Annotated in this window: 19 protein-coding genes; 7 read left to right on the top strand and 12 right to left on the bottom strand. The window is 44.4% G+C overall.

Features of this window, described 5'->3' with window-relative positions; all coding sequences use genetic code 11:
* Nucleotide 1: 1 nt before the first annotated feature.
* From H8S84_RS17010 to H8S84_RS16995, 4 genes are read right to left on the bottom strand one after another with little or no spacing between them, the layout of a single operon-like run.
* Nucleotides 2–1,189 carry a DUF4350 domain-containing protein gene (locus tag H8S84_RS17010; protein ID WP_187068566.1) on the bottom strand — a complete coding sequence of 396 codons (1,188 nt, stop codon included), beginning with the start codon at nucleotides 1,187–1,189 and terminating at the stop codon, nucleotides 2–4.
* Nucleotides 1,186–1,923 carry a DUF4129 domain-containing protein gene (locus H8S84_RS17005; RefSeq protein ID WP_187068565.1) on the bottom strand — a complete coding sequence of 246 codons (738 nt, stop codon included), beginning with the start codon at nucleotides 1,921–1,923 and terminating at the stop codon, nucleotides 1,186–1,188. Before H8S84_RS17005 ends, H8S84_RS17010 begins: the two co-directional genes overlap by 4 nt.
* Nucleotides 1,907–2,797 (bottom strand): hypothetical protein, encoded by an 891-nt coding sequence (locus H8S84_RS17000; RefSeq protein WP_187068564.1) that lies wholly within the window; start codon nucleotides 2,795–2,797, stop codon nucleotides 1,907–1,909. The genes H8S84_RS17005 and H8S84_RS17000 overlap by 17 nt, the downstream gene beginning before the upstream one ends.
* Nucleotides 2,781–3,734: a stage II sporulation protein M gene (locus H8S84_RS16995; RefSeq protein ID WP_187068563.1), complete on the bottom strand. Its 954-nt coding sequence runs from the start codon at nucleotides 3,732–3,734 to the stop codon at nucleotides 2,781–2,783. Before H8S84_RS16995 ends, H8S84_RS17000 begins: the two co-directional genes overlap by 17 nt.
* Nucleotides 3,735–3,812: 78 nt before the next feature.
* Between H8S84_RS16995 and H8S84_RS16990 the strand changes: the two genes are divergently transcribed.
* The 3 genes from H8S84_RS16990 (at nucleotide 3,813) to H8S84_RS16980 (ending at nucleotide 6,787) form a co-directional block, all read left to right on the top strand.
* Complete coding sequence (locus tag H8S84_RS16990; protein ID WP_187068562.1) at nucleotides 3,813–4,547, top strand: RDD family protein; 735 nt, start codon at nucleotides 3,813–3,815, stop codon at nucleotides 4,545–4,547.
* 327 nt (nucleotides 4,548–4,874) lie between these two features.
* The gene (locus H8S84_RS16985; RefSeq protein ID WP_187068561.1) at nucleotides 4,875–5,465 is read left to right on the top strand and encodes a response regulator transcription factor; all 591 of its coding nucleotides are present in this window, start codon (nucleotides 4,875–4,877) and stop codon (nucleotides 5,463–5,465) included.
* Nucleotides 5,450–6,787, top strand: a complete 1,338-nt coding sequence (locus H8S84_RS16980; protein ID WP_187068560.1) for a sensor histidine kinase — start codon at nucleotides 5,450–5,452, stop codon at nucleotides 6,785–6,787. The genes H8S84_RS16985 and H8S84_RS16980 overlap by 16 nt, the downstream gene beginning before the upstream one ends.
* Before the next feature lie 34 nt (nucleotides 6,788–6,821).
* Here the strand turns inward: H8S84_RS16980 and H8S84_RS16975 are convergent, their stop codons facing one another.
* Nucleotides 6,822–6,989, bottom strand: coding sequence for a hypothetical protein (locus H8S84_RS16975; RefSeq protein ID WP_187068559.1), 168 nt, complete (start codon nucleotides 6,987–6,989; stop codon nucleotides 6,822–6,824).
* Nucleotides 6,990–7,710: 721 nt separating this feature from the next.
* Here H8S84_RS16975 and H8S84_RS16970 point away from each other — a divergent pair.
* Together H8S84_RS16970 and H8S84_RS16965 are read left to right on the top strand one after the other, a co-directional pair.
* Nucleotides 7,711–8,226 (top strand): glycine zipper 2TM domain-containing protein, encoded by a 516-nt coding sequence (locus H8S84_RS16970; RefSeq protein WP_187068558.1) that lies wholly within the window; start codon nucleotides 7,711–7,713, stop codon nucleotides 8,224–8,226.
* 132 nt (nucleotides 8,227–8,358) lie between these two features.
* On the top strand, nucleotides 8,359–8,823 hold the full coding sequence (locus H8S84_RS16965; protein WP_187068557.1) for a YybH family protein: 465 nt from the start codon (nucleotides 8,359–8,361) through the stop codon (nucleotides 8,821–8,823).
* Between the two features lie 120 nt (nucleotides 8,824–8,943).
* Here the strand turns inward: H8S84_RS16965 and H8S84_RS16960 are convergent, their stop codons facing one another.
* The 7 genes from H8S84_RS16960 to H8S84_RS16930 form a co-directional block, all read right to left on the bottom strand.
* The gene (locus H8S84_RS16960) at nucleotides 8,944–9,504 is read right to left on the bottom strand and encodes a hypothetical protein (RefSeq protein ID WP_187068556.1); all 561 of its coding nucleotides are present in this window, start codon (nucleotides 9,502–9,504) and stop codon (nucleotides 8,944–8,946) included.
* Nucleotides 9,505–9,923: 419 nt separating this feature from the next.
* Entirely contained in the window at nucleotides 9,924–10,598 is a 675-nt protein-coding gene (locus H8S84_RS16955; RefSeq protein WP_187068555.1) for a DsbA family oxidoreductase, read from the bottom strand.
* 81 nt (nucleotides 10,599–10,679) lie between these two features.
* Nucleotides 10,680–11,240 carry a peptide-methionine (S)-S-oxide reductase MsrA gene (gene msrA, locus H8S84_RS16950; protein ID WP_187068554.1) on the bottom strand — a complete coding sequence of 187 codons (561 nt, stop codon included), beginning with the start codon at nucleotides 11,238–11,240 and terminating at the stop codon, nucleotides 10,680–10,682.
* Between the two features lie 191 nt (nucleotides 11,241–11,431).
* Nucleotides 11,432–12,991 (bottom strand): M20/M25/M40 family metallo-hydrolase, encoded by a 1,560-nt coding sequence (locus H8S84_RS16945; protein ID WP_187068553.1) that lies wholly within the window; start codon nucleotides 12,989–12,991, stop codon nucleotides 11,432–11,434.
* A 354-nt stretch (nucleotides 12,992–13,345) separates the two neighbouring features.
* Entirely contained in the window at nucleotides 13,346–13,921 is a 576-nt protein-coding gene (locus H8S84_RS16940) for a heme NO-binding domain-containing protein (protein WP_187068552.1), read from the bottom strand.
* A gap of 31 nt (nucleotides 13,922–13,952) precedes the next feature.
* Nucleotides 13,953–14,360 carry a hypothetical protein gene (locus H8S84_RS16935; protein ID WP_187068551.1) on the bottom strand — a complete coding sequence of 136 codons (408 nt, stop codon included), beginning with the start codon at nucleotides 14,358–14,360 and terminating at the stop codon, nucleotides 13,953–13,955.
* Between the two features lie 111 nt (nucleotides 14,361–14,471).
* Nucleotides 14,472–15,035: an NADPH-dependent FMN reductase gene (locus H8S84_RS16930; RefSeq protein ID WP_187068550.1), complete on the bottom strand. Its 564-nt coding sequence runs from the start codon at nucleotides 15,033–15,035 to the stop codon at nucleotides 14,472–14,474.
* Between the two features lie 341 nt (nucleotides 15,036–15,376).
* Between H8S84_RS16930 and H8S84_RS16925 the strand changes: the two genes are divergently transcribed.
* Both H8S84_RS16925 and H8S84_RS16920 read left to right on the top strand, forming a co-directional pair.
* Nucleotides 15,377–15,787, top strand: a complete 411-nt coding sequence (locus H8S84_RS16925) for a response regulator transcription factor (protein ID WP_187068549.1) — start codon at nucleotides 15,377–15,379, stop codon at nucleotides 15,785–15,787.
* A gap of 341 nt (nucleotides 15,788–16,128) precedes the next feature.
* A complete protein-coding gene (locus H8S84_RS16920; RefSeq protein WP_187068548.1) occupies nucleotides 16,129–17,772 on the top strand; it encodes an ABC-F family ATP-binding cassette domain-containing protein in 1,644 nt (547 codons plus the stop codon).
* Nucleotides 17,773–17,842: the final 70 nt, after the last annotated feature.

The raw sequence follows: 17,842 nt of genomic DNA, 5'->3' as shown, positions 1-17,842 counted from the left end.
CTTATGCGTGGGCCTTTGGCTTAATGGCCGTTTGTCTGTAAAAATCTTCTAAATAATTATTGAGCATTATAAGGGTTTGCGCCCCAATGCTGTTGCTCTGCCAGATGCTGTTTACCAGGTTGAAAATGTTAGCTATGAGGGCTTCGTCGGCTCCTGTTTTCGCAACTATTTTTTCTTGCAGTTCCTCGTTCCAGGTGTTGGTGGTAATGTGATGGTGCAGACGCAGGTGCTCCATAAAATAGGCTATCTTTTTCTCAGCTATGTTCTTATGGTCGCCGTTGTTAAAGTATAAACTGCTGATCGCCTTCACAAAGTCGAGGGTGGTGTTGCGCGGCGGTTCGATTACCGGAATAACGCGCTGCGTACGCTTGCTCTTAAACAGCAGGAACAGAATCATACTTGCCAGCGCTACATAGTAGGCCCATGTAAGTGGCTCGTGCCGCATCAGTACCCGAAACACCGACTGGTCTTCTACGCGGCCTACCTTTTGGTATTCGTCCCAGTAAACAGGTTGCACCGGCAAATGCGACAGAGCCGTAGCAGCATACTCACTCTGCTTTAAAGTGATGAGTTGATAATTGGTAAAGGCCAGCGGTGCAGTATTAATGTAAAACCAGCCTTTGCCAAAGGGCACTTTTATAAAGTTGATGTATCCTGCTCTGTTGCGACCTAACACTACGTGGCCAGCTTTTTTATTTGCCAGCAGGTAAGTTGGCTCTATGTTTTTAGGGTAAGTATAAACTTTGCGCTTGGGCTGGCTGGTAAAGTAAATGCTTGTAGAGTCGGGGGAGGTGCTGCCTAAATCCTCAGTTTCAAACTGTAGGGTATCTGCCAGAAAAACGGAGAAACCTTCTGCAGCAATAAAAACTTGGTTGCCTCTGTCCACGAAGTCCAGCAACGCATTGGTGTCTACGCTATCGGCTTCAAAATAACTGTTGATGAATACGTAGTTGCCGTTGATCTTGTCGCTCTGTAGCAGGTTGTAGATAGGCTCCCGCACTTCCTGTACTGGCTTGCCCGGAAATATGCCTGGCATTAGTTCGTACAGGGCGTAGGTGCCAAAAGGAATCTTGTCTACCCTGGAGTATGAATGCGTCCAGTCTACGGGCTTAGGGCGTAAATACTCCAGCAGCACCAAGGCACCGAAAAGCACCACGATCAGGGCAATATAGCTACGGTAGCCTTTCATGCGTACTGGTTTAATTGTTTATCGAAAAGTATAAACTCTGCCCTTGCAGAAGTAAAAAGCTCGTCGCCGAGGGCGGCACCACCGTACCACACATACTCGAACATGCTGGTAAGTTGCTCAAACTCATGGCGCAGGTCTGTGGCTTTTATCTCGTTAATGTAACTGCGGTTAGTCTTACCCGGCTTCCAAAGTATAAAACCGTGGTTGGTCAGGTTTTTAAGGCTTTGCAGGTAGTGCAGGCGTATGGCTTTACGAAAATCACGTTGCTGGATAGCTTCTTCTATCAGCCCGTTGATATCCATCTCATGAATGTTCTCCTCATACACCTCGTAAGGCATTTCGCTGGCCACTGCTTTTTTGCCCAACAGGCTGCCGATATCAATACCCTGTATTTTGATGATCACTAGTAAAATGGCACCTGCCAGAACTGCGTAGATCAGGTATTCCCACAAAGTGCTTGACTGACCATTGAAGATCACATCACGTAGCCATTGCTTAAACTTTCGCCAGAGCCTCTCCAGAAACGTTTCGTCTGGCTTTACTTCTTCAAAGTATTCAAACTCTTTGCTGGCCTGCAGTTGCTTTAGCTTTTCCTGCTCAAATGGCCGCACGTTTATGGGAGAGGTGGCCTCCGGAATACTATCAGGGGTTTGGGCACAGGCAACCTGGCCAACACCAAACGGCAGGCAAAGTATAAGTATGGTTAAGAAAAGATGCCTAAAACTCACCCTCATTGCTAAATGTATGGCTGTTGCGGTTGCCAATCTGGCCCACCTGCGCCATCAGGCCAACCCCGTCTTTTTTCTCGACCAGGTTAAAGTACTGAAATCCCACAGCAACAACTGTAATGGTTGAAATGTAAATGTTGAGCACTGATGATAGTGTGTTGCCGAATACAAGCAGTATATCGCTATCCATACCAGGCACCTCCAGAACACGCAAAACTGTAATAATGCCTACTGGCAAAGCAGCCAGGTAACCGATCATGCCTTGTATAAAGGCCACGATAAGTATAAAGCCGAAGGTGGCCCACCAGTTACGCTTGATCAGGTAAAAACAACGTTCCAGGCTGTCTATCACCCCTAACTCTTCGCGCACCATCACAACAAAGAACAGGGAGAACACCACTGCCAGATAAATACCCAAGCCCAATAAAAAGAAGCTAAAGAAACAAACCACACCAATCAAGGTGCCGGCATATATGCCTTGTAGTAGGTTGGCTTTAATGTGCTGCCAAACGGCAGGAGGCGTTACTTCTTCGTCCTCATCCATGTACACCACCATAAAACTATACACCGTAAGCGACACAAAAATGTAGCCCAGCACCGTGAAGAACAGCATAACCAGGTAGTTAAGGGAGGTGATCTGGTTAAAGAATGTATACTCGCCAAAAGTGTTGTAGTCGCCGGTGCCTGTAATGCTCTGGAAAAGACGTGCCTGGTATAAACCAGAAAAAATGCCTGCCACCAGTGCAATTGGTGTTACATAAAGCAGCAGCACCCTGAAGAGCGGCTTAAAATTGGATTTAATAAAATGGAACGTAGCGTTAAGCTTCTCTCCGAAGTCGCGTTCTTCGCGCAGGTTGATTTTTTTACTCGTTTGGTACATGGCGATTGTGCAGTAAGCGTGGGTAAAGTATAAAGTAATAGATAATGAAAGCTGCCGACGAAAGTATAATGAACAGGCTGAGCGTCATTGGCATTTCGGTGTGCCGCGTAACAAATCCTTCTAAAAAACCTGCGGTGATAAAGATAGGCACGAGCCCCACCACAATTTTAAGCCCTCTTCTGGCCCCTTGTTTAAAGGAGTGCAAGCGCGAATACGTTTTTGGGAAAAGCAGGCTATTGCCCATCACAAAACCGGCGGTTCCAGCCAGTACAATAGCCGATATCTCCAGCGTGCCGTGTATCCAGATAGTAAGCACAGAAGTTAGCAACAGCCCTTGCTTGTAAAAAAAGAACTGGAAAGCCCCCACCATGATGCCATTGCTGAACAACACCCAGAAAGTGCCAAGCGAGAAAAACACCCCCAGCGCAAAGGCCATGAAAGAAACCTTAACGTTATTTATAGTAATCATGAGGAACATCTCGGCCTCGCCCTGGCTTTTGTACACAGCCATCGGGTCGCCGTTGCGGATGTTCTGCAGCGTTTGGTTTACGTAGCTGTCGCCAAGTATAAGTCTTACAAACGTATCGTCGAGGGCGGCAGACAGAGCGCCCAAGCCAAAGGCCACGGCAAAAACCACAAAGGCATAAAACAGTTGGCGGTGGTGCTGGCGCATCAGGTAAGGCAGTTCATACTTCCAGAAAGTATAAAACCTGTTTTGCTTTACTTTTTTGTTTCGGTAAATGGCCTGGTGCGTTTTGCCGGCAAGGCTGTTCAGGTAACCGGTAGTTTCCGATTCGGGGTAGAACGTGCGGGCATAGGCCAGGTCATCTGTCAACTCTATAAACCTGTCGGCCAGCGCATCAGGGCTGGTGCCGGCCTGTGATTCGTAGGATTTCCACTTAAGTTTGTTTTTTCGGATAAAGACTGCCTCGCGCACGGTACGGTGTGTGTTGTGTTATATACCAAATATATATATCTTGGGATGTAAATAAAAGAAAGCAAACTTTTTTCTCAGATGAATACAGTAAAAATACAGACAACACAGAACGTAGAAGTAGAGTACCCGCTGGCAAGTGTAGGCGACAGGATTCTGGCAACCATTATTGACGGGGTAGTGATGATGGTATGGGCCTTGGCCATCGTAATGGTATTTGCGTTTGGAAACTGGATGCAGGATGGCGGTGCAGGCTTAGTAGTGTTGATGGTATTAGTATACCTGCCCCTACTTTTCTACCACTTGCTTTGCGAGATATTTTTAAACGGACAAAGTATAGGCAAAAGAGCCCGCGACATTAAAGTAATTAAATTGAATGGCAATTCTCCAACCGTTGGCGATTACCTGCTTCGTTGGATTTTTAGGTTGGTAGATATGGGTATTTCGAGTGGAATAGTAGCTGTGGTAGCGGTAGCCGCAAGCGGAAAAGGCCAGCGCCTCGGCGATATGGCGGCCGGTACCTGTGTTATCCGCACCCGAGCCGTAAAAAGAAGAGCACCAGAACTAATGCAAATAGAGGAGGACTATAAGATTGTGTTCCCGGAGGTTAACTTGCTCAGCGACCAGGACCTGGCACAGGTTCGTAAATTGGTTTCTAAGGCGCAGGAGCACCAGAACTATGAACTGCTCGAGAAAGTTGCTCTGCGCGTAAAAGAAATCACCGGCATCCAAACCGACATGTCTGACTGGGACTTCCTGAAAACGATAGTTAAAGATTACCAGCACTATACACACGGAGAGATAGAAGTGCAGTAGCCTGATTTTATGTAACTGCTTCCTTTAAATTTATACTTATACGATCACTCATGCTGCTCTTGGTAGTATGAGTGATTTTTTTTGCAGGTACACCGCGGCTGAAATTCTGGCACTACCCGGTTTAAATGGATTTTATGCTATAGTTCAGCTATACCTCTGTCTCAGTTCGCCCAAGTGCTCCGGATTTAGCTGTATAAAATAAAGTATAGATAATATTTCTATAGTATAAGCTGAATATCTATATTGTACGATGTTTAGGTGGAAGTGTGCTTTTGTGGCTCCTCCTGTTATTACTAACCATCTCATATCTCTTTGCCCTTAAAAGTTATGAAACAAAACATCTTAATAATTGAGGACGAACAGCTTGTTGCCGAACATATTTCATCTGTGCTGCGTGCAGCGGGGTATGAAGATGTTGCCATCACAAATAACCGGGCCGATGCCATTGATTTTTGCCAGACAACCTCTGTAAGCCTAATCATCAGCGACCTGAATTTATTTGGATCTTATGAGGGCCACTTGATTGTAAAAGAGCTGCAAAAGATAGAGCCTATCCCGGTCATTTACTTAACCGCCTACTCTGGGCAACAGACACTCGACGATGCGCTTTCTACGGAGCCGGTAGCCTATGTGCTGAAACCTTTCACAGAGCGGCAGCTTTTGGTAGCTGTTAAAATGGCGCTACGTGCACAGGCAGATGTATCCGCTAACGGAAAGGACCAGCGGCCATCGGACCGTGAAATGGACATTGTGCGCTGTATGGCGGCAGGTTACAAGAGCCGCGAAATAGCTGAGAAGTTATTTATCAGTGAGAATACGGTAAGAACACACCGCCGAAACCTGCTCCGTAAATTCGAGCTGAAAACAAGCTCAGAGCTTATTGCTATGGCTGTTAAACTAAAATGGATAAAAGCCTAGGCATAGGTATGCAGCAAGTTAAAAAGTATGTCCGGGTTATTACCGGTGATAGCCAGATCTTCCGGCTGGAGCACCGCATCTTTAACATCTCCAGTTTCTTTATAACTACATTTGCCATTGTAGGGGCTATAGCCAATTACCTGATAGGTTTGCCTCTGGCAACTGTCTGGCTAAGTTTAGCCGGAGCCGTTATTTCTGCTGGTTTGTACTTTGCTTCCCGTATCAGGAAAGTATTTTCTGTTAGCCTGATTTTCTGCTATGTGTTTGCCTCGCTGGGCTTGCTCAGTGTCATGCACTTTTACAACGGTGGCATAGATGGTAACCTGTTTTACCTCATTATCATGTTGCTGAACATTTTCCTGCTGATGGTGCCGCCAAGGTACCAGTATTGGGTGTTTGGCATCATGTACACAGATCTGCTCTTGCTGCTGGTGTTGGAGTTCTACAATCCGGGTTGGGTGTTGCCCTACGACTCTAAAGAAGAGAGAATGATAGACTATGGCGTAACCATGCTGTATTCGATGTTTTACACGACCATAGTCATTGTTACATTCCGGAAGAGCTATTATTTAGAGCGGCAAAAGGTGGTGGAGCAGAATAACCAGCTGCTGGCTCTAAACGAGCAGATACTGAGCCAGCAAAAGCGCTTGGAGGAGAAAACCCATGAGCTGGAAGCTTCTGTTAAAGTAGCCAACGAGCGCAACGAGCACATAAACATACTGTTGCGCGAACTCAACCACCGGGTAAAAAACAACCTGCAGGTGGTAAGTAGCCTGCTAAACCTGCAGGCTTATGCCATATCCGACGACAATGCCAGAAGGGCCCTGCTTGAAGGCAAAAACAGGTTGCTTTCCATGATTCTCATACACCAGCGGCTGTACCAGAATGATAATGCCACGGAGATTTACATGCCCGATTACATCAAAGACCTAACGGAGACCATCATGTTTACCTATAGCAATGAATTTGATGAGGATATGTTGGAGTATGACGTAGAACCTATCTGGATGAACGTGGAAGCTGCCATACCTGTGGGGCTTATCTGCAACGAGTTGATAACAAATGCTTTTAAGTATGCTTACGCGGATGTGGATGAGCCACTACTCCACATTAAGCTAGCAGCTGCGGAGGATAAGTTCCTGTTACAGATCAGCGACAATGGCCCAGGCATGCAAAACGATGGCAAAAAGAAGACATTTGGCCTGGACCTGATCAGTTCACTCTTAAAACAACTGGATGGTGACATGGAAGTGGATACAGACAGCGGCACAAAAGTGACAGTTCAGTTTAGTAAAGTGTTAAAGCCAGTGCTTCTGGAGTAAAGTTTTACACTTAATTAGCTCACTTAGGTTACTGTTAGTAGATGGTGATGTTGTCGCGGTTGCCGCTGGTTAGTTTTATAGGTAGTTCTTTGTTACCGGCATAAACTTGTAAATGCTTCTGCAACTCCTGAAACAGCACAGGGTAATTAAAATCGAGTAGCAAACTTGCCTCAAGTTTGTTTGGTTTGTTTTCGTTATCCACCCAATAACCTTTTGCCTGTTGTACTTTTAAGTAGGGCGTATGAAAGGTAATGCCTTGCCCGCCAGTATTTTATACTTAGCAGGAGAGTGTATAAGCAAGTTCTCGCATAACTCCACCCTGAAATCTGTGGCGGGGATAAACGGCTTATCCGGAGACAAACCAACTCTTTTGACGCTGTACATTTATACTTGCCGGCTACCTAGGGCCTTATTTGCAGATAGGCTGTGGTATCCCATTAGTTCAGCAGCGAGTCGCCTACTAGGTCTTTATTAAATGTAAACACCAGGTTCTGTTCCTGAGTTATTTCCTTCTCAAAATTCTAGCTTTCTAGCCTAAGCTTATCACTGTTGCCCCGGCAGTTCGCTATCAAAAGCAAGAGTACTATAGACTTTAGCAAGATTAGGTACTATAAAGAGTGGAGTGCTGGTATAGCTTTCATAGAAAACGCAAGGGCAGAAATAGTTTACTAAATGTGAGCATTGTTTAATTATAACGGAAGGTCTTAAAATACAAGTAAATACATCGGCTTAGATAAAATGGATAGAGAGGCTATACTCGCATATATATGCTATGTTAAAAATTTTGTCTCTGATTAAGAATAAGTTATATATGTTTTAAAGCCTTTTTAGAAAAAATCTTCTACAATTTAGCTGCTCTTGGCACGCATGTTGCAAAATGCCTAATCAGTTAGTATCAGTTTCATTATTTAAAATGAATCGTCATGAAAAAGATTAGTTTAGTATTGAGCCTTACATTTTTGATGTTTATAGTGATGAGCAGCTCATCACAGGCGCAGGAGAGAAAGAAGTGGAGTCCGCAAGCTAAAGGTGCCGTTATTGGTGCAGCCACAGGTGGTGCAGCGGGTGCCATTATACATAAGCGTAACCGTGTAGTAGGCGGTGTTGTTGGTGGTGTTGTTGGTGCCGGTGCCGGTTATGGTGTTGGTAAAATAATCGACAACAAGCGTAAGAAAGAAGAAGCCGCCGCAGCAGCTGAGCGTATCGCCGTGATCGAGAGATCAAACGATTATAAAGCAGCAGCCTCTACAAGATCTTCTGCTCCGGCAAGAAAAGCAAGAAAAGCAGCTGTTACCCCTGCAGCACCAGAGCCAGCTACAATGGCTTATGCTGATAACAGCAACGAAGTACTGTTTACGTCTGGCTATGTGCTTAACCCATATTACGGTGACCCATCTAAGCCATATTATACTTCAGAATATAGAGTAAAAAGCTGGTAATTGGATCTCTACCTTATATAAAGACCAAGTGCCCGGCACTTGGTCTTTTTCTTTAAAGCACATGCACCTTTATTCAAAATCTTACGTGTATATGCAAAATTGAAAACATCAACATATCTAAATTTTAGGATCATGAAACCGTTTAGTTATATAACATTTATACTCATGTTTGCCTTCCTGGTAGCTTGCGATAGCAGCAAAGAAGAAATGGATGTGCAGAAACTTAACCAGGACTTTATTAGTGCCTGGAATAGCAAAGACTCTGAAAAGGTGATCTCGATGATGGGAGAGGATGTACAGTTCCTGCAGGGAGAAATGCACTTAAGAGGAAAGTCAGATGTGTCGAACCGTTGGGTACGCGAAACCATTAATACCATTAACAACCTACGTTTGAGCAACGTGAGCTCTGCCGTAGATGAAAACCTGGCTTACGGTGCCGGTACATTTACAGTAGACGTATTGCCAGCCGGACCACAGGAGCCTCACGGAACAGGAGAAGGTAACTACACTCTTATCTGGAAAAAAGGCGAGGACGGTGAATGGAAGCTTAATTATGCCCAGCTAGAGGATATGCCGGTTCAGGCAAGGAACTTCTAATTAATCGATCATATAGAGAAAGGCCGCTGAAGTATAAATCTTCAGCGGCCTTTCTCTATATGGCTAGTGTGCTTCTAAAACTGCTCTGGAAGGTTAGTATTGCTATGGGTAAAATCAACATTAGTTTCCTCCACAGTCCCATGTATTCTCCATAACTCCTTTTCCAGGATTCTTGGTGATGATATGACGGGCTACTACACGACTACCATCTGTTTTACTAACAAAAACAAGTGTGCCTCTGTGTATTAAGATATCACTTTCTGTTATACTGGCTGGCAGGCTGAGTGAGCCATTTACAAAGACAGGATTTTTGATGCTGAACATTTCAGCGCCACCCACTACGTCATATATGATTCCTGTGGTAAGGCCTGTGCCAACCATACCTCTTACAGTGAACTGACGGAAGTAATGATCCTGACCACTAGCACTAACAGATCTTTTTACTCTGTTTTCGATGATTCCTGTAAACCTGATGTTCTCGCCATGACAGCTGGCTATCATAGCCGTAGCAGTAAAAGTAACAGAGGTTGTGGTCATGCTGTTATCAGAGGCATTCTGCTCTAAGGCTGCGTTAAGGCTTTCATTCGGTTGAACTTCATCTAGCTGATCTGAACAGGAGGAAAGGAAAAATAGTGCTGTTGCGAAAAATAGCACGGAACGGAGGTATACATTTAAATTCATGGTTTATATAGTTTAAAGTGAGAAAGTTTTCAAAGTATAGTCGTAGCTCAATTGTATAAGCAGGAATAAGAGATAAAGTGCTGTCACACATAACATATATGTGCAGAAATTTACATAGTAAGAAATAGTAAGGTGGGGGTGAGACAGAGGATAGGAACTACCAGCACATGTGAGGAACTTGTTGTAGTAACCTTTCTTAGAATATAAGTCGCTCTATTAATGTGTAATTATACGGATATTTTATAATTTATATTGGTAAGGTTCAAATTAATTAGTAGACATGAACGTTTTAAGGGTAAAAGTAGGGGGAGTTACTGAACAGTTGCCTGAAAAATAAAAATCCCCAAGTATACATAAGGTATACTTGGGGATTCAAAGCTTTAGAGGCAGGTTTAGCAGCAGCCGTCAATGCCGCAGCTTTAGCCGTTAGCTTCTACCTTCTCAAACTTTGGTGCCACCTGCTGGAACACATTCAGGAACGTTTCTGCAGGCTGTGCGCCGCTAATCAGGTATTTGTTGTTGATGATAAAGGCGGGAACTCCAGTAATGCCGGCTGCCTGTGCCCACTGCTCCATCTCACGCACCTCTTTTTTTCCGGCCTCACTTTGAAAAAAGCCTTCCAGCTTCTCAGCAGGAATACCGTTTTCCAATCCAATTTTGGTTAGAAGAACGGTATCGTTCATGTTGTTACCTTCGGTAAAGTAGCTATAGAACAATGCCTCTGCTACCTTTCCCTGCACGCCACACTCACCAGCCAGCCAGATTAACCTGTGGCCATTAAAGGTATTATTTACCGTCGTAGACTTATCAAAATCAAATTTTATACCTACCTCTGCACCTGTTTCAGTCATGCGTTGGTTCATAGCACCTAACTGCGAAAGTATACTTGGGCCGTAGGCATTCTTAAAGTACTCAGTCTTATCCTGGCCTTCCTGGGGTATGTTGGCATTCAGTTCAAAAGGCTTAAAGCTAATATCAAACTCATACTTACCCTCTGTGGCTTCAATGGCCTTTTCCAGGCGCTTCTCACCTACATAGCACCACGGGCAATTAATATCGGAAACAATGTCTATTTTAATCTTCTGTTTTGTCATTTTAAAAGTATTGTTACTTGTCATACTCCTCAACAAAAGTATGGGATTATAGTTTAATCTATACTTTGCTTCTTGCCCCGGCTAGGCTTTTTTCTTGTCGCGCCAGTGCTTTTCTATAAAGCCTACACGCCCAGAGCCAATGCTGTACATTTTGTAGTGGCTCGGGTTCTTTTGGTAGTAATCCTGGTGGTACTCTTCGGCTGGCCAGAACTTCTGAGCTGGTAGTATGGGCGTTACAATGGAACCACTAAAACGTTTGCTTTCCTCAAGTTCCTTTTTAGAATCCTCTGCCTGCTTTTTCTGCTCTTCGGTGTGGTAAAAAATGGCTGTCTGGTAAGATGAGCCCCTGTCGCCGAATTGCCCTCCCGGGTCGGTAGGGTCTATCTGCTCCCAAAATACCTCCAGTATCTCTTTGTAAGAAATTATACTTGGGTCATAGGTTATCTGCACTGCTTCGTAATGGCCGGTGGTATCGGAGCATACTTCTTTGTAGGTGGGATTCTCGGTATGGCCGCCTGTGTAGCCAGACAGGACTTTTATCACGCCATCCCACTGATGAAAAGGCTTTACCATGCACCAAAAACAGCCGCCGGCAAAGGTGGCCAATTCATACTTCTCTTCCTGGTTTGTTTTATCTTCCATTGTGTTGTTACTAATTTATACTTTGTGCTTGTACGTAGTAAGCCTTCTGTTGTATAGGTATTGCCTTAACAGGCCAAAAGTAAGTATGTTTGGGGAGGGAGTTAAAACGAAAAGCCGCCTAAGTATAAACTTAAGCGGCTTTTCTATAAGAGTATGAGCTCCTTATCTTTTGAATCTCATGCTACTGAGTATTATTCTACACCACCTTTGCGGGTAGCTGGTCTAACCTGCGGCCATGGCATTGGCTCACCAGTTCTTGAATTTATTGGAAGCACGCTCTTCTCACGTGATGTAGACTCAGGGTCTTCGCTGGCCATGTAAGCAAGTATAGCCGCAAGTATAACATTGCTGCGTACATCATCAAATACGATCTTATCATACGTGTCGCGGTTGGTGTGCCAAGTATAGTTGCCATAAGACCAGCTTAGCGAGCTTAGCGAGAAAGCAGGAGCGCCGGCCGCCACAAATGAGGCATGATCAGAGCCACCACCGCCAGGTGTGCCCGGGAATGTGGTTTCGATGGAGCTGGTGATGTTGCGAGGTACAGCATTTAACCAACGGCCTAGGTAATCATACGAGTGCAGGAAGCCCTGACCCGAAATGTTGGCCACGCGGCCAGTACCGTTGTCCTGGTTAAATAATGCCTGAATATTTTTTACAACTTCCGGGTGATCTTCTACAAAAGCGCGTGACCCATTCAAGCCCTGCTCTTCGCTGCCCCAGTGGCCCACAAGTATGGTTCGCTTAGGGTTAGGGTATACTTCCTTCAGAATGCGCATTACCTCCATCATCATAATAGTACCCGTGCCGTTGTCTGTAGCGCCAGTACCGCCGTCCCATGAATCGAAGTGGGCAGAAAGCATCACATACTCTTCAGGCTTCTCAGTTCCTTTTATTTCGGCAATCGTGTTAAAAGTAGGTACAGGGTTCTTAGCATGTTTAGACTCTGCTACTACTTTTATCTTTGGTTTAGAACCGTTCTCAGCTAAGCGATATAGCATGCCGTAGTCTTCCAGGGCAACATCAACAGTAGGGATTTTCTTAGTATACGCACTAAAGATCTTGTTCACACCAAAGCCGCTGCTCCAGTTGCTCATGATAATACCTGCTGCGCCAGCTTTCTCAAGTGCTACTGGCAGGGTGCGGGTGTTGTAACCAATAGTATTTAATTTCTTGCGATAAGCCTCAGACTGTGCGTCACGCTCCTTTTTCATCTTCTCAAAAGACTCCGGCGTAGCAAACTCTTTCCAGTTGTAGTCAGGGCGGCCAGTTGGCTGGTACATCGAGATCATCACAAACTTGCCTTTAGCATTTGGCAACCACTTCTGGAATGCTACGGAATCCTGAACATCTGGTAGTGTGATAACCTCAGCAGTAACACCCTTGGCAGGTGTTGCAGGGCTCCAAGCTAATTGCATTGCCTCCAGGCTTTTTACTCTAGGAGATACCATATCTACGTGTGTGATGCCGCGTTCCCAGCCGCGCCACTCACCCCACTTTTCGTTGCGAGCCGGTATGCCCCAGCTTTTATACTTGTCAACTGCCCAGTTATGTGCATTTTGCATACCTGGGGTGCCCACCAGGCGAGGCCCGATCACGTCCATTAACTCATGTCCAAGTTTCTCCAGGTGTGAGTCATTGTTAGCTTCTTTGATAATATTCTCTATTACTGGGTCTTTTTTTACCTGTGCCTGGGTAAGGCTGCTGGTAAACAGCAAAAGCGCCAACAGGAATTGTACGCGTTTTCTCATGTTAGATAGTTTAGTAAGTTAAGTTTGAAAAATCAGTAAGTTTATTTTCAATAATGAGGCAAATTAGCAAATAGAATTTAGTTTGAAAAAGATGTTCGCAAAGCTTGGAAGGCGTCGAGTTTATAGTTAGTTCGGGCAATGTGGCTTTTGCCAAATTGTAGAAACCTGCTTTAAGACATGATTTCAAGCCTAAGGTTTAATCTGCAGGTAAAAAAGCTATATTTTATATAGCATAGCACAAGAATACGCTAATGCGGCCTGTGTTATACTCGCTGCTCATTGGCTTATACAAGTACAAAGTACAGCAACGCTGATGAACTTAAGTAGTAGAATGACTGAAGCAACTTGAAAGAACTAGAACTCAAAGTCCACTTTAATTTGCACGCGTTCTGCGTTTGCTGGTGTGAGCATCGTAACGCTTATTAAATCGCTTTCTTGGTAATGTTTAGCGATACCTTTTATAATACCGATGGCCATAGCAGCCATTTTTCGGTGCGAATGGTAATCAATGATAAGTTGTTTTGGTCCTTTTTTGGTTATAAGCAGTTTGGGCGGGTTTGTGCGGTTATCTTCTAATTTTACAGCTCCATGCATGGCATGCTCAGTGTATAGCAGCATTTCGTAGGTGCGCCATTCCGGTTTTACATACTTCTTGTATACCATCAAAAGGTCAGGTACCAGAAATTCACCATAACTTTCTAGCAGCTCATGAGCCGTTTTGTCGCTTTTGGAAGCGGCTGCTTCTAAAATGGCAAAGAGGTGAGAAGTGGGGTACATCTCGAACATCTGATAAGATGCGTTTTCTATTCCTGCAGCCTCTGTAAGGTTTGCCCAGCCGCTATAACCGTGGTGGTTTTCTATGAACCGGCGTAGCAATACAAACATAGAGCCATGCATTTTGTCCTCTGATGCTGTGTATGGTGTTGTCATGTACTGTAATACTTAATCAAAACTAGAGACTTCAGCTTTTTAGCCACTCCAATGCCACTGTTCTTTCACTAAAAGAGCGAAGTTGGTACGGCAGAGGTAGGTTTTTCTCGATCTGCTTTATGTTTTCCTGTGCCCTTTGCTCTTTTTTAGGATCTAGTGGCTGTATACGTGCAACTTTCTGAAGCCGTGTGCGTGCCAGTTCGCCTGCCAATTGTATTGATAGATCTCTATTCTCTTCATCGCTGATGTCAATGTGCGTAGAGCTTGCGTCTAATAACAGGCGCTTTACATCATAATTCCGGATAGTGTCTACCATCAGTTTCAGACTTTCTTTAATCTCGAAGAGTATGAATCTTTGCAGGTCAGGGTACTTAACCTCCAAAATGTCTGTGGCAGGGTTATACTCTAATTTTATTATGCTATTCTGATGAAGGATCATCTGGTACGTAGTAGTCTAAATTATTTCTGTAAAGATAAAGAAATTACGTAGAACAAGGTAAATACTAGCAGCTGTAATAGGCTTAAAAAGTAGATACAAAGCAACGTTGGTTTAGGCATCATTCATCTTCTGTTTAGCTTTTATGCACCACAGCATTTCCTGCAGAAATTTATGAGCGCGTTTTTCGGTGCCTTCTTTGTCGGTTGGGTTGCCGTGTTCGTCGTAGTTGCTCTCTACTTTGGGTACCGGAAACATGGCGGGCACTACCCAGGCATGCATTTTCCAGAGGGTAAACTGTATGGCGCGCATAACTTGTGTGCCACCAAACGCGCCGGCCGATACCGTTACCAAACCGATTGGCTTCCGATGCCACTCATCGTACAACAGGTCTACCACGTTTTTCAGGCTGGCTGGGTAGCCACCGTTATATTCCGGAGTTGCGATGATCACGCCATCAGCCTTCTTTATTTTGTCTGCAAACTCAAGCGTTTTCTTAGCTGGGTCGTCTTGGTGCTTAAGCCGCTCCTCAAAGATTGGAAAGTTATACTCCTTCAGGTCAAGTATCTCGGAAGTAGCCAGTTTGCTGTTGCTGATATACTTTTCAAAAAACAGGGCTACCCTATGGGTGTTGCGGCCGGTACGCACGCTGGAGGAGATGATGGCAATATGAGGCATAGTATAAAGTATAAACCAACGTATAGACTGTGATTTCTAAAGCACTTCCTTAAACGGGCATTGTTGTAAGTGGTTGGGTAGAATATGCGGCTGCCTTTTAACTCATGAGCCAGTCGGAGCAAGGAGTGATACTAGTCAAGAAGATTACTTTTTATCTCTAATAGTAAGCTACTCGAGGTTCGATATGCCATTTATTAATAAAACTCATGGTTATATTTGTTAGTGTTCGTACTGGCGGATAACTCTGACCAGATACAGTAGCCCTGGTACGCGATATGAACCTAACGCTTAATAAGTTAGTTGATTTTATAACACCTTCTATAAGTATTACCTTTAGTGCAATGAAAACAGTATTGGTTATTGAGGATAATATGTTTGTTCGCGAGAACATCGCCGAAATGCTGATGCTCGCCAATTACAAGGTGTTGAAAGCTGAGAATGGAAAAGCAGGTATTGAGCAGGCACTGCAGCAAAAACCTGATATTGTAGTATGCGATATCATGATGCCGCTGATGGACGGTTATGCTGTGCTTCAAGAGTTCAAAAAGGCACCTGAGCTTGAAGATATTCCTTTCGTATTTCTGTCAGCTAAATCGAAAAGTGAAAACATCCGGGAGGGGATCGAGGCCGGAGCAGACGATTATATCACCAAGCCTTTTCAGGAGAGCGAACTCTTAAATGCTGTTAAGGGTGGCTTATTGAACATCAATGAGCAGCACAAACAAACTCGGAGACCCTATAGGCAAGGTTGATTTTAATCTCTCTTTTCGCTGGCGCGAGTTCATATTCTTTTTCCTGATTAAATATTAAGCTTATCCTAACTGCACCTGAAGCGTATGCTTTACACTCAAACTAGATAAAGTTTTATCTTATATTTTCCCCTTATAAGAATCATTCCAGGAGTAACCCAAATATAAAAGACTTCAACTAATATGGTTATTCCAACTTGAGTTCAATTATAAAAGCTTTTAGATCAGAAGTATGAACTCAATGCTTGCTTAGTAAGTTTACCTCTCAAGTATAAATTCTGGTTCACGCCAAATCATACATGCAACCGGAATTCCTTTATCTTTGCAGCTTTAAAATTTAAGATATGATTTCAGTTGATGCGGTAAGCGTGGAGTTTAATGGGGCGGCGCTGTTCAGCAATGTTGCCTTTAATATAAACGAAAACGACCGAATAGCCCTGATGGGAAAAAACGGAGCGGGCAAATCTACCCTGCTTAAAATTATTGCAGGTGTAAGTAAGCCTACGCGCGGTAAAGTTTCGGCACCCAAAGATGCTGTAATCGCCTATCTGCCACAGCACCTGCTGACTGAGGATAACTGCACCGTGTTTGAAGAAGCATCCAAAGCCTTTGCCAAAGTGCTGGACATGAAAAAGCAGATGGACGCCCTGAACGCAGAACTTGAAACCCGCACCGATTATGATTCAGACGAATACTATAAGATCATTGAGCAGGTATCGGAGCTAGGGGAGAAGTACTACTCTATCGAAGAAATCAACTTTGATGCAGAGGTAGAGAAAACGCTAAAAGGACTTGGCTTTAGCAGAGAGGACTTTACACGCCCAACCAACGAGTTCAGCGGTGGCTGGCGCATGCGCATCGAGTTGGCCAAAATTCTGTTGCAGCAGCCAGACCTGATCCTACTCGACGAGCCTACCAACCACCTCGACATTGAGTCTATTCAGTGGCTAGAGGAGTTCTTGGTAAACAATGCAAAGGCGGTGATCGTGATTTCGCACGACAAGACCTTTGTAGACAACATTACCAACCGTACCATTGAAGTAACAATGGGCCGAATTTACGACTACAAAGTACCGTACAGCCAATACCTGCAGCTGCGCAAAGAACGCCGTGAGCAGCAGCAAAAGCAGTACGACGACCAGCAGAAAGAAATTGCAGAGATTCAGACGTTTATTGATCGCTTTAAAGGCACCTATTCTAAAACATTACAGGTACAGTCGCGGGTGAAGATGCTGGAGAAGATGGAACTGGTGGAGGTAGACGAAGTAGATACTTCTGCCCTGAACCTGAAATTTCCGCCGGCGCCACGTTCCGGTAACTACCCTGTTATTGCTGAAGAGTTGACCAAAAAGTATGGCGATTATACCGTGTTCAAAGACGCTTCGCTTACCATTGAGCGTGGCGAGAAAATTGCTTTTGTGGGTAAAAACGGCGAGGGTAAATCTACACTGGTAAAAGCCATTATGGGCGAGATCGACTTTGACGGTAAACTACAATTGGGTCACAATTGCATGGTGGGCTACTTTGCCCAGAACCAGGCCTCGTTACTGGATGGTGAGCTAACTGTTTTCCAAACCATTGACGAAATTGCCATAGGTGATGCCCGTACTCGTGTAAAAGACTTACTGGGAGCCTTCATGTTCAGTGGCGATACCATCGAGAAGAAGGTGAAAGTACTTTCTGGTGGTGAGAAAACCCGTCTGGCCATGATCAAATTGTTGCTTCAGCCGGTAAACCTGCTTATACTTGACGAACCTACCAACCACCTTGACATCAAAACTAAAGATATTCTGAAAGATGCTTTGCGCGCTTTCGACGGTACACTTATACTTGTATCCCACGACAGGGACTTCCTGGATGGATTGGCTAACAAGGTATTTGAATTTGGCAACAAGCGTATCCGCGAACACTTCGAAGACATTAATGGCTTTCTTAGAAACAAGAAAATGGAAAACCTGCGGGAGATAGAAAGAGCCGTGGCAAAATAATTCATACTTTACCAATCATAGGTCATACTTAAAGCTGCTAAAACTCATTTTTTAGCAGCTTTTTGCTTTT

Origin of the sequence: Pontibacter cellulosilyticus (assembly GCF_014306105.1) — a bacterium.
Taxonomy (GTDB): domain Bacteria; phylum Bacteroidota; class Bacteroidia; order Cytophagales; family Hymenobacteraceae; genus Pontibacter; species Pontibacter cellulosilyticus.
The sequence above is the reverse complement of the archived record's forward strand: the minus strand, read 5'-3'. Positions and strand labels throughout refer to the sequence as shown.

Bases quoted from the DNA above. Each gene is read 5' to 3' on its own strand.
- H8S84_RS16935 (WP_187068551.1), bottom strand. From the start codon at position 14,360: ATGATCCTTCATCAGAATAGCATAATAAAATTAGAGTATAACCCTGCC.
- H8S84_RS16965 (WP_187068557.1), top strand. From the start codon at position 8,359: ATGAAACCGTTTAGTTATATAACATTTATACTCATGTTTGCCTTCCTG.
- H8S84_RS16945 (WP_187068553.1), bottom strand. From the start codon at position 12,991: ATGAGAAAACGCGTACAATTCCTGTTGGCGCTTTTGCTGTTTACCAGC.
- H8S84_RS16930 (WP_187068550.1), bottom strand. From the start codon at position 15,035: ATGCCTCATATTGCCATCATCTCCTCCAGCGTGCGTACCGGCCGCAAC.
- H8S84_RS16920 (WP_187068548.1), top strand. From the start codon at position 16,129: ATGATTTCAGTTGATGCGGTAAGCGTGGAGTTTAATGGGGCGGCGCTG.
- H8S84_RS17000 (WP_187068564.1), bottom strand. From the start codon at position 2,797: ATGTACCAAACGAGTAAAAAAATCAACCTGCGCGAAGAACGCGACTTC.
- H8S84_RS16970 (WP_187068558.1), top strand. From the start codon at position 7,711: ATGAAAAAGATTAGTTTAGTATTGAGCCTTACATTTTTGATGTTTATA.
- H8S84_RS16940 (WP_187068552.1), bottom strand. From the start codon at position 13,921: ATGACAACACCATACACAGCATCAGAGGACAAAATGCATGGCTCTATG.
- H8S84_RS16990 (WP_187068562.1), top strand. From the start codon at position 3,813: ATGAATACAGTAAAAATACAGACAACACAGAACGTAGAAGTAGAGTAC.
- msrA (WP_187068554.1), bottom strand. From the start codon at position 11,240: ATGGAAGATAAAACAAACCAGGAAGAGAAGTATGAATTGGCCACCTTT.
- H8S84_RS16985 (WP_187068561.1), top strand. From the start codon at position 4,875: ATGAAACAAAACATCTTAATAATTGAGGACGAACAGCTTGTTGCCGAA.
- H8S84_RS16960 (WP_187068556.1), bottom strand. From the start codon at position 9,504: ATGAATTTAAATGTATACCTCCGTTCCGTGCTATTTTTCGCAACAGCA.
- H8S84_RS16925 (WP_187068549.1), top strand. From the start codon at position 15,377: ATGAAAACAGTATTGGTTATTGAGGATAATATGTTTGTTCGCGAGAAC.
- H8S84_RS16955 (WP_187068555.1), bottom strand. From the start codon at position 10,598: ATGACAAAACAGAAGATTAAAATAGACATTGTTTCCGATATTAATTGC.
- H8S84_RS17005 (WP_187068565.1), bottom strand. From the start codon at position 1,923: ATGAGGGTGAGTTTTAGGCATCTTTTCTTAACCATACTTATACTTTGC.
- H8S84_RS17010 (WP_187068566.1), bottom strand. From the start codon at position 1,189: ATGAAAGGCTACCGTAGCTATATTGCCCTGATCGTGGTGCTTTTCGGT.
- H8S84_RS16980 (WP_187068560.1), top strand. From the start codon at position 5,450: ATGGATAAAAGCCTAGGCATAGGTATGCAGCAAGTTAAAAAGTATGTC.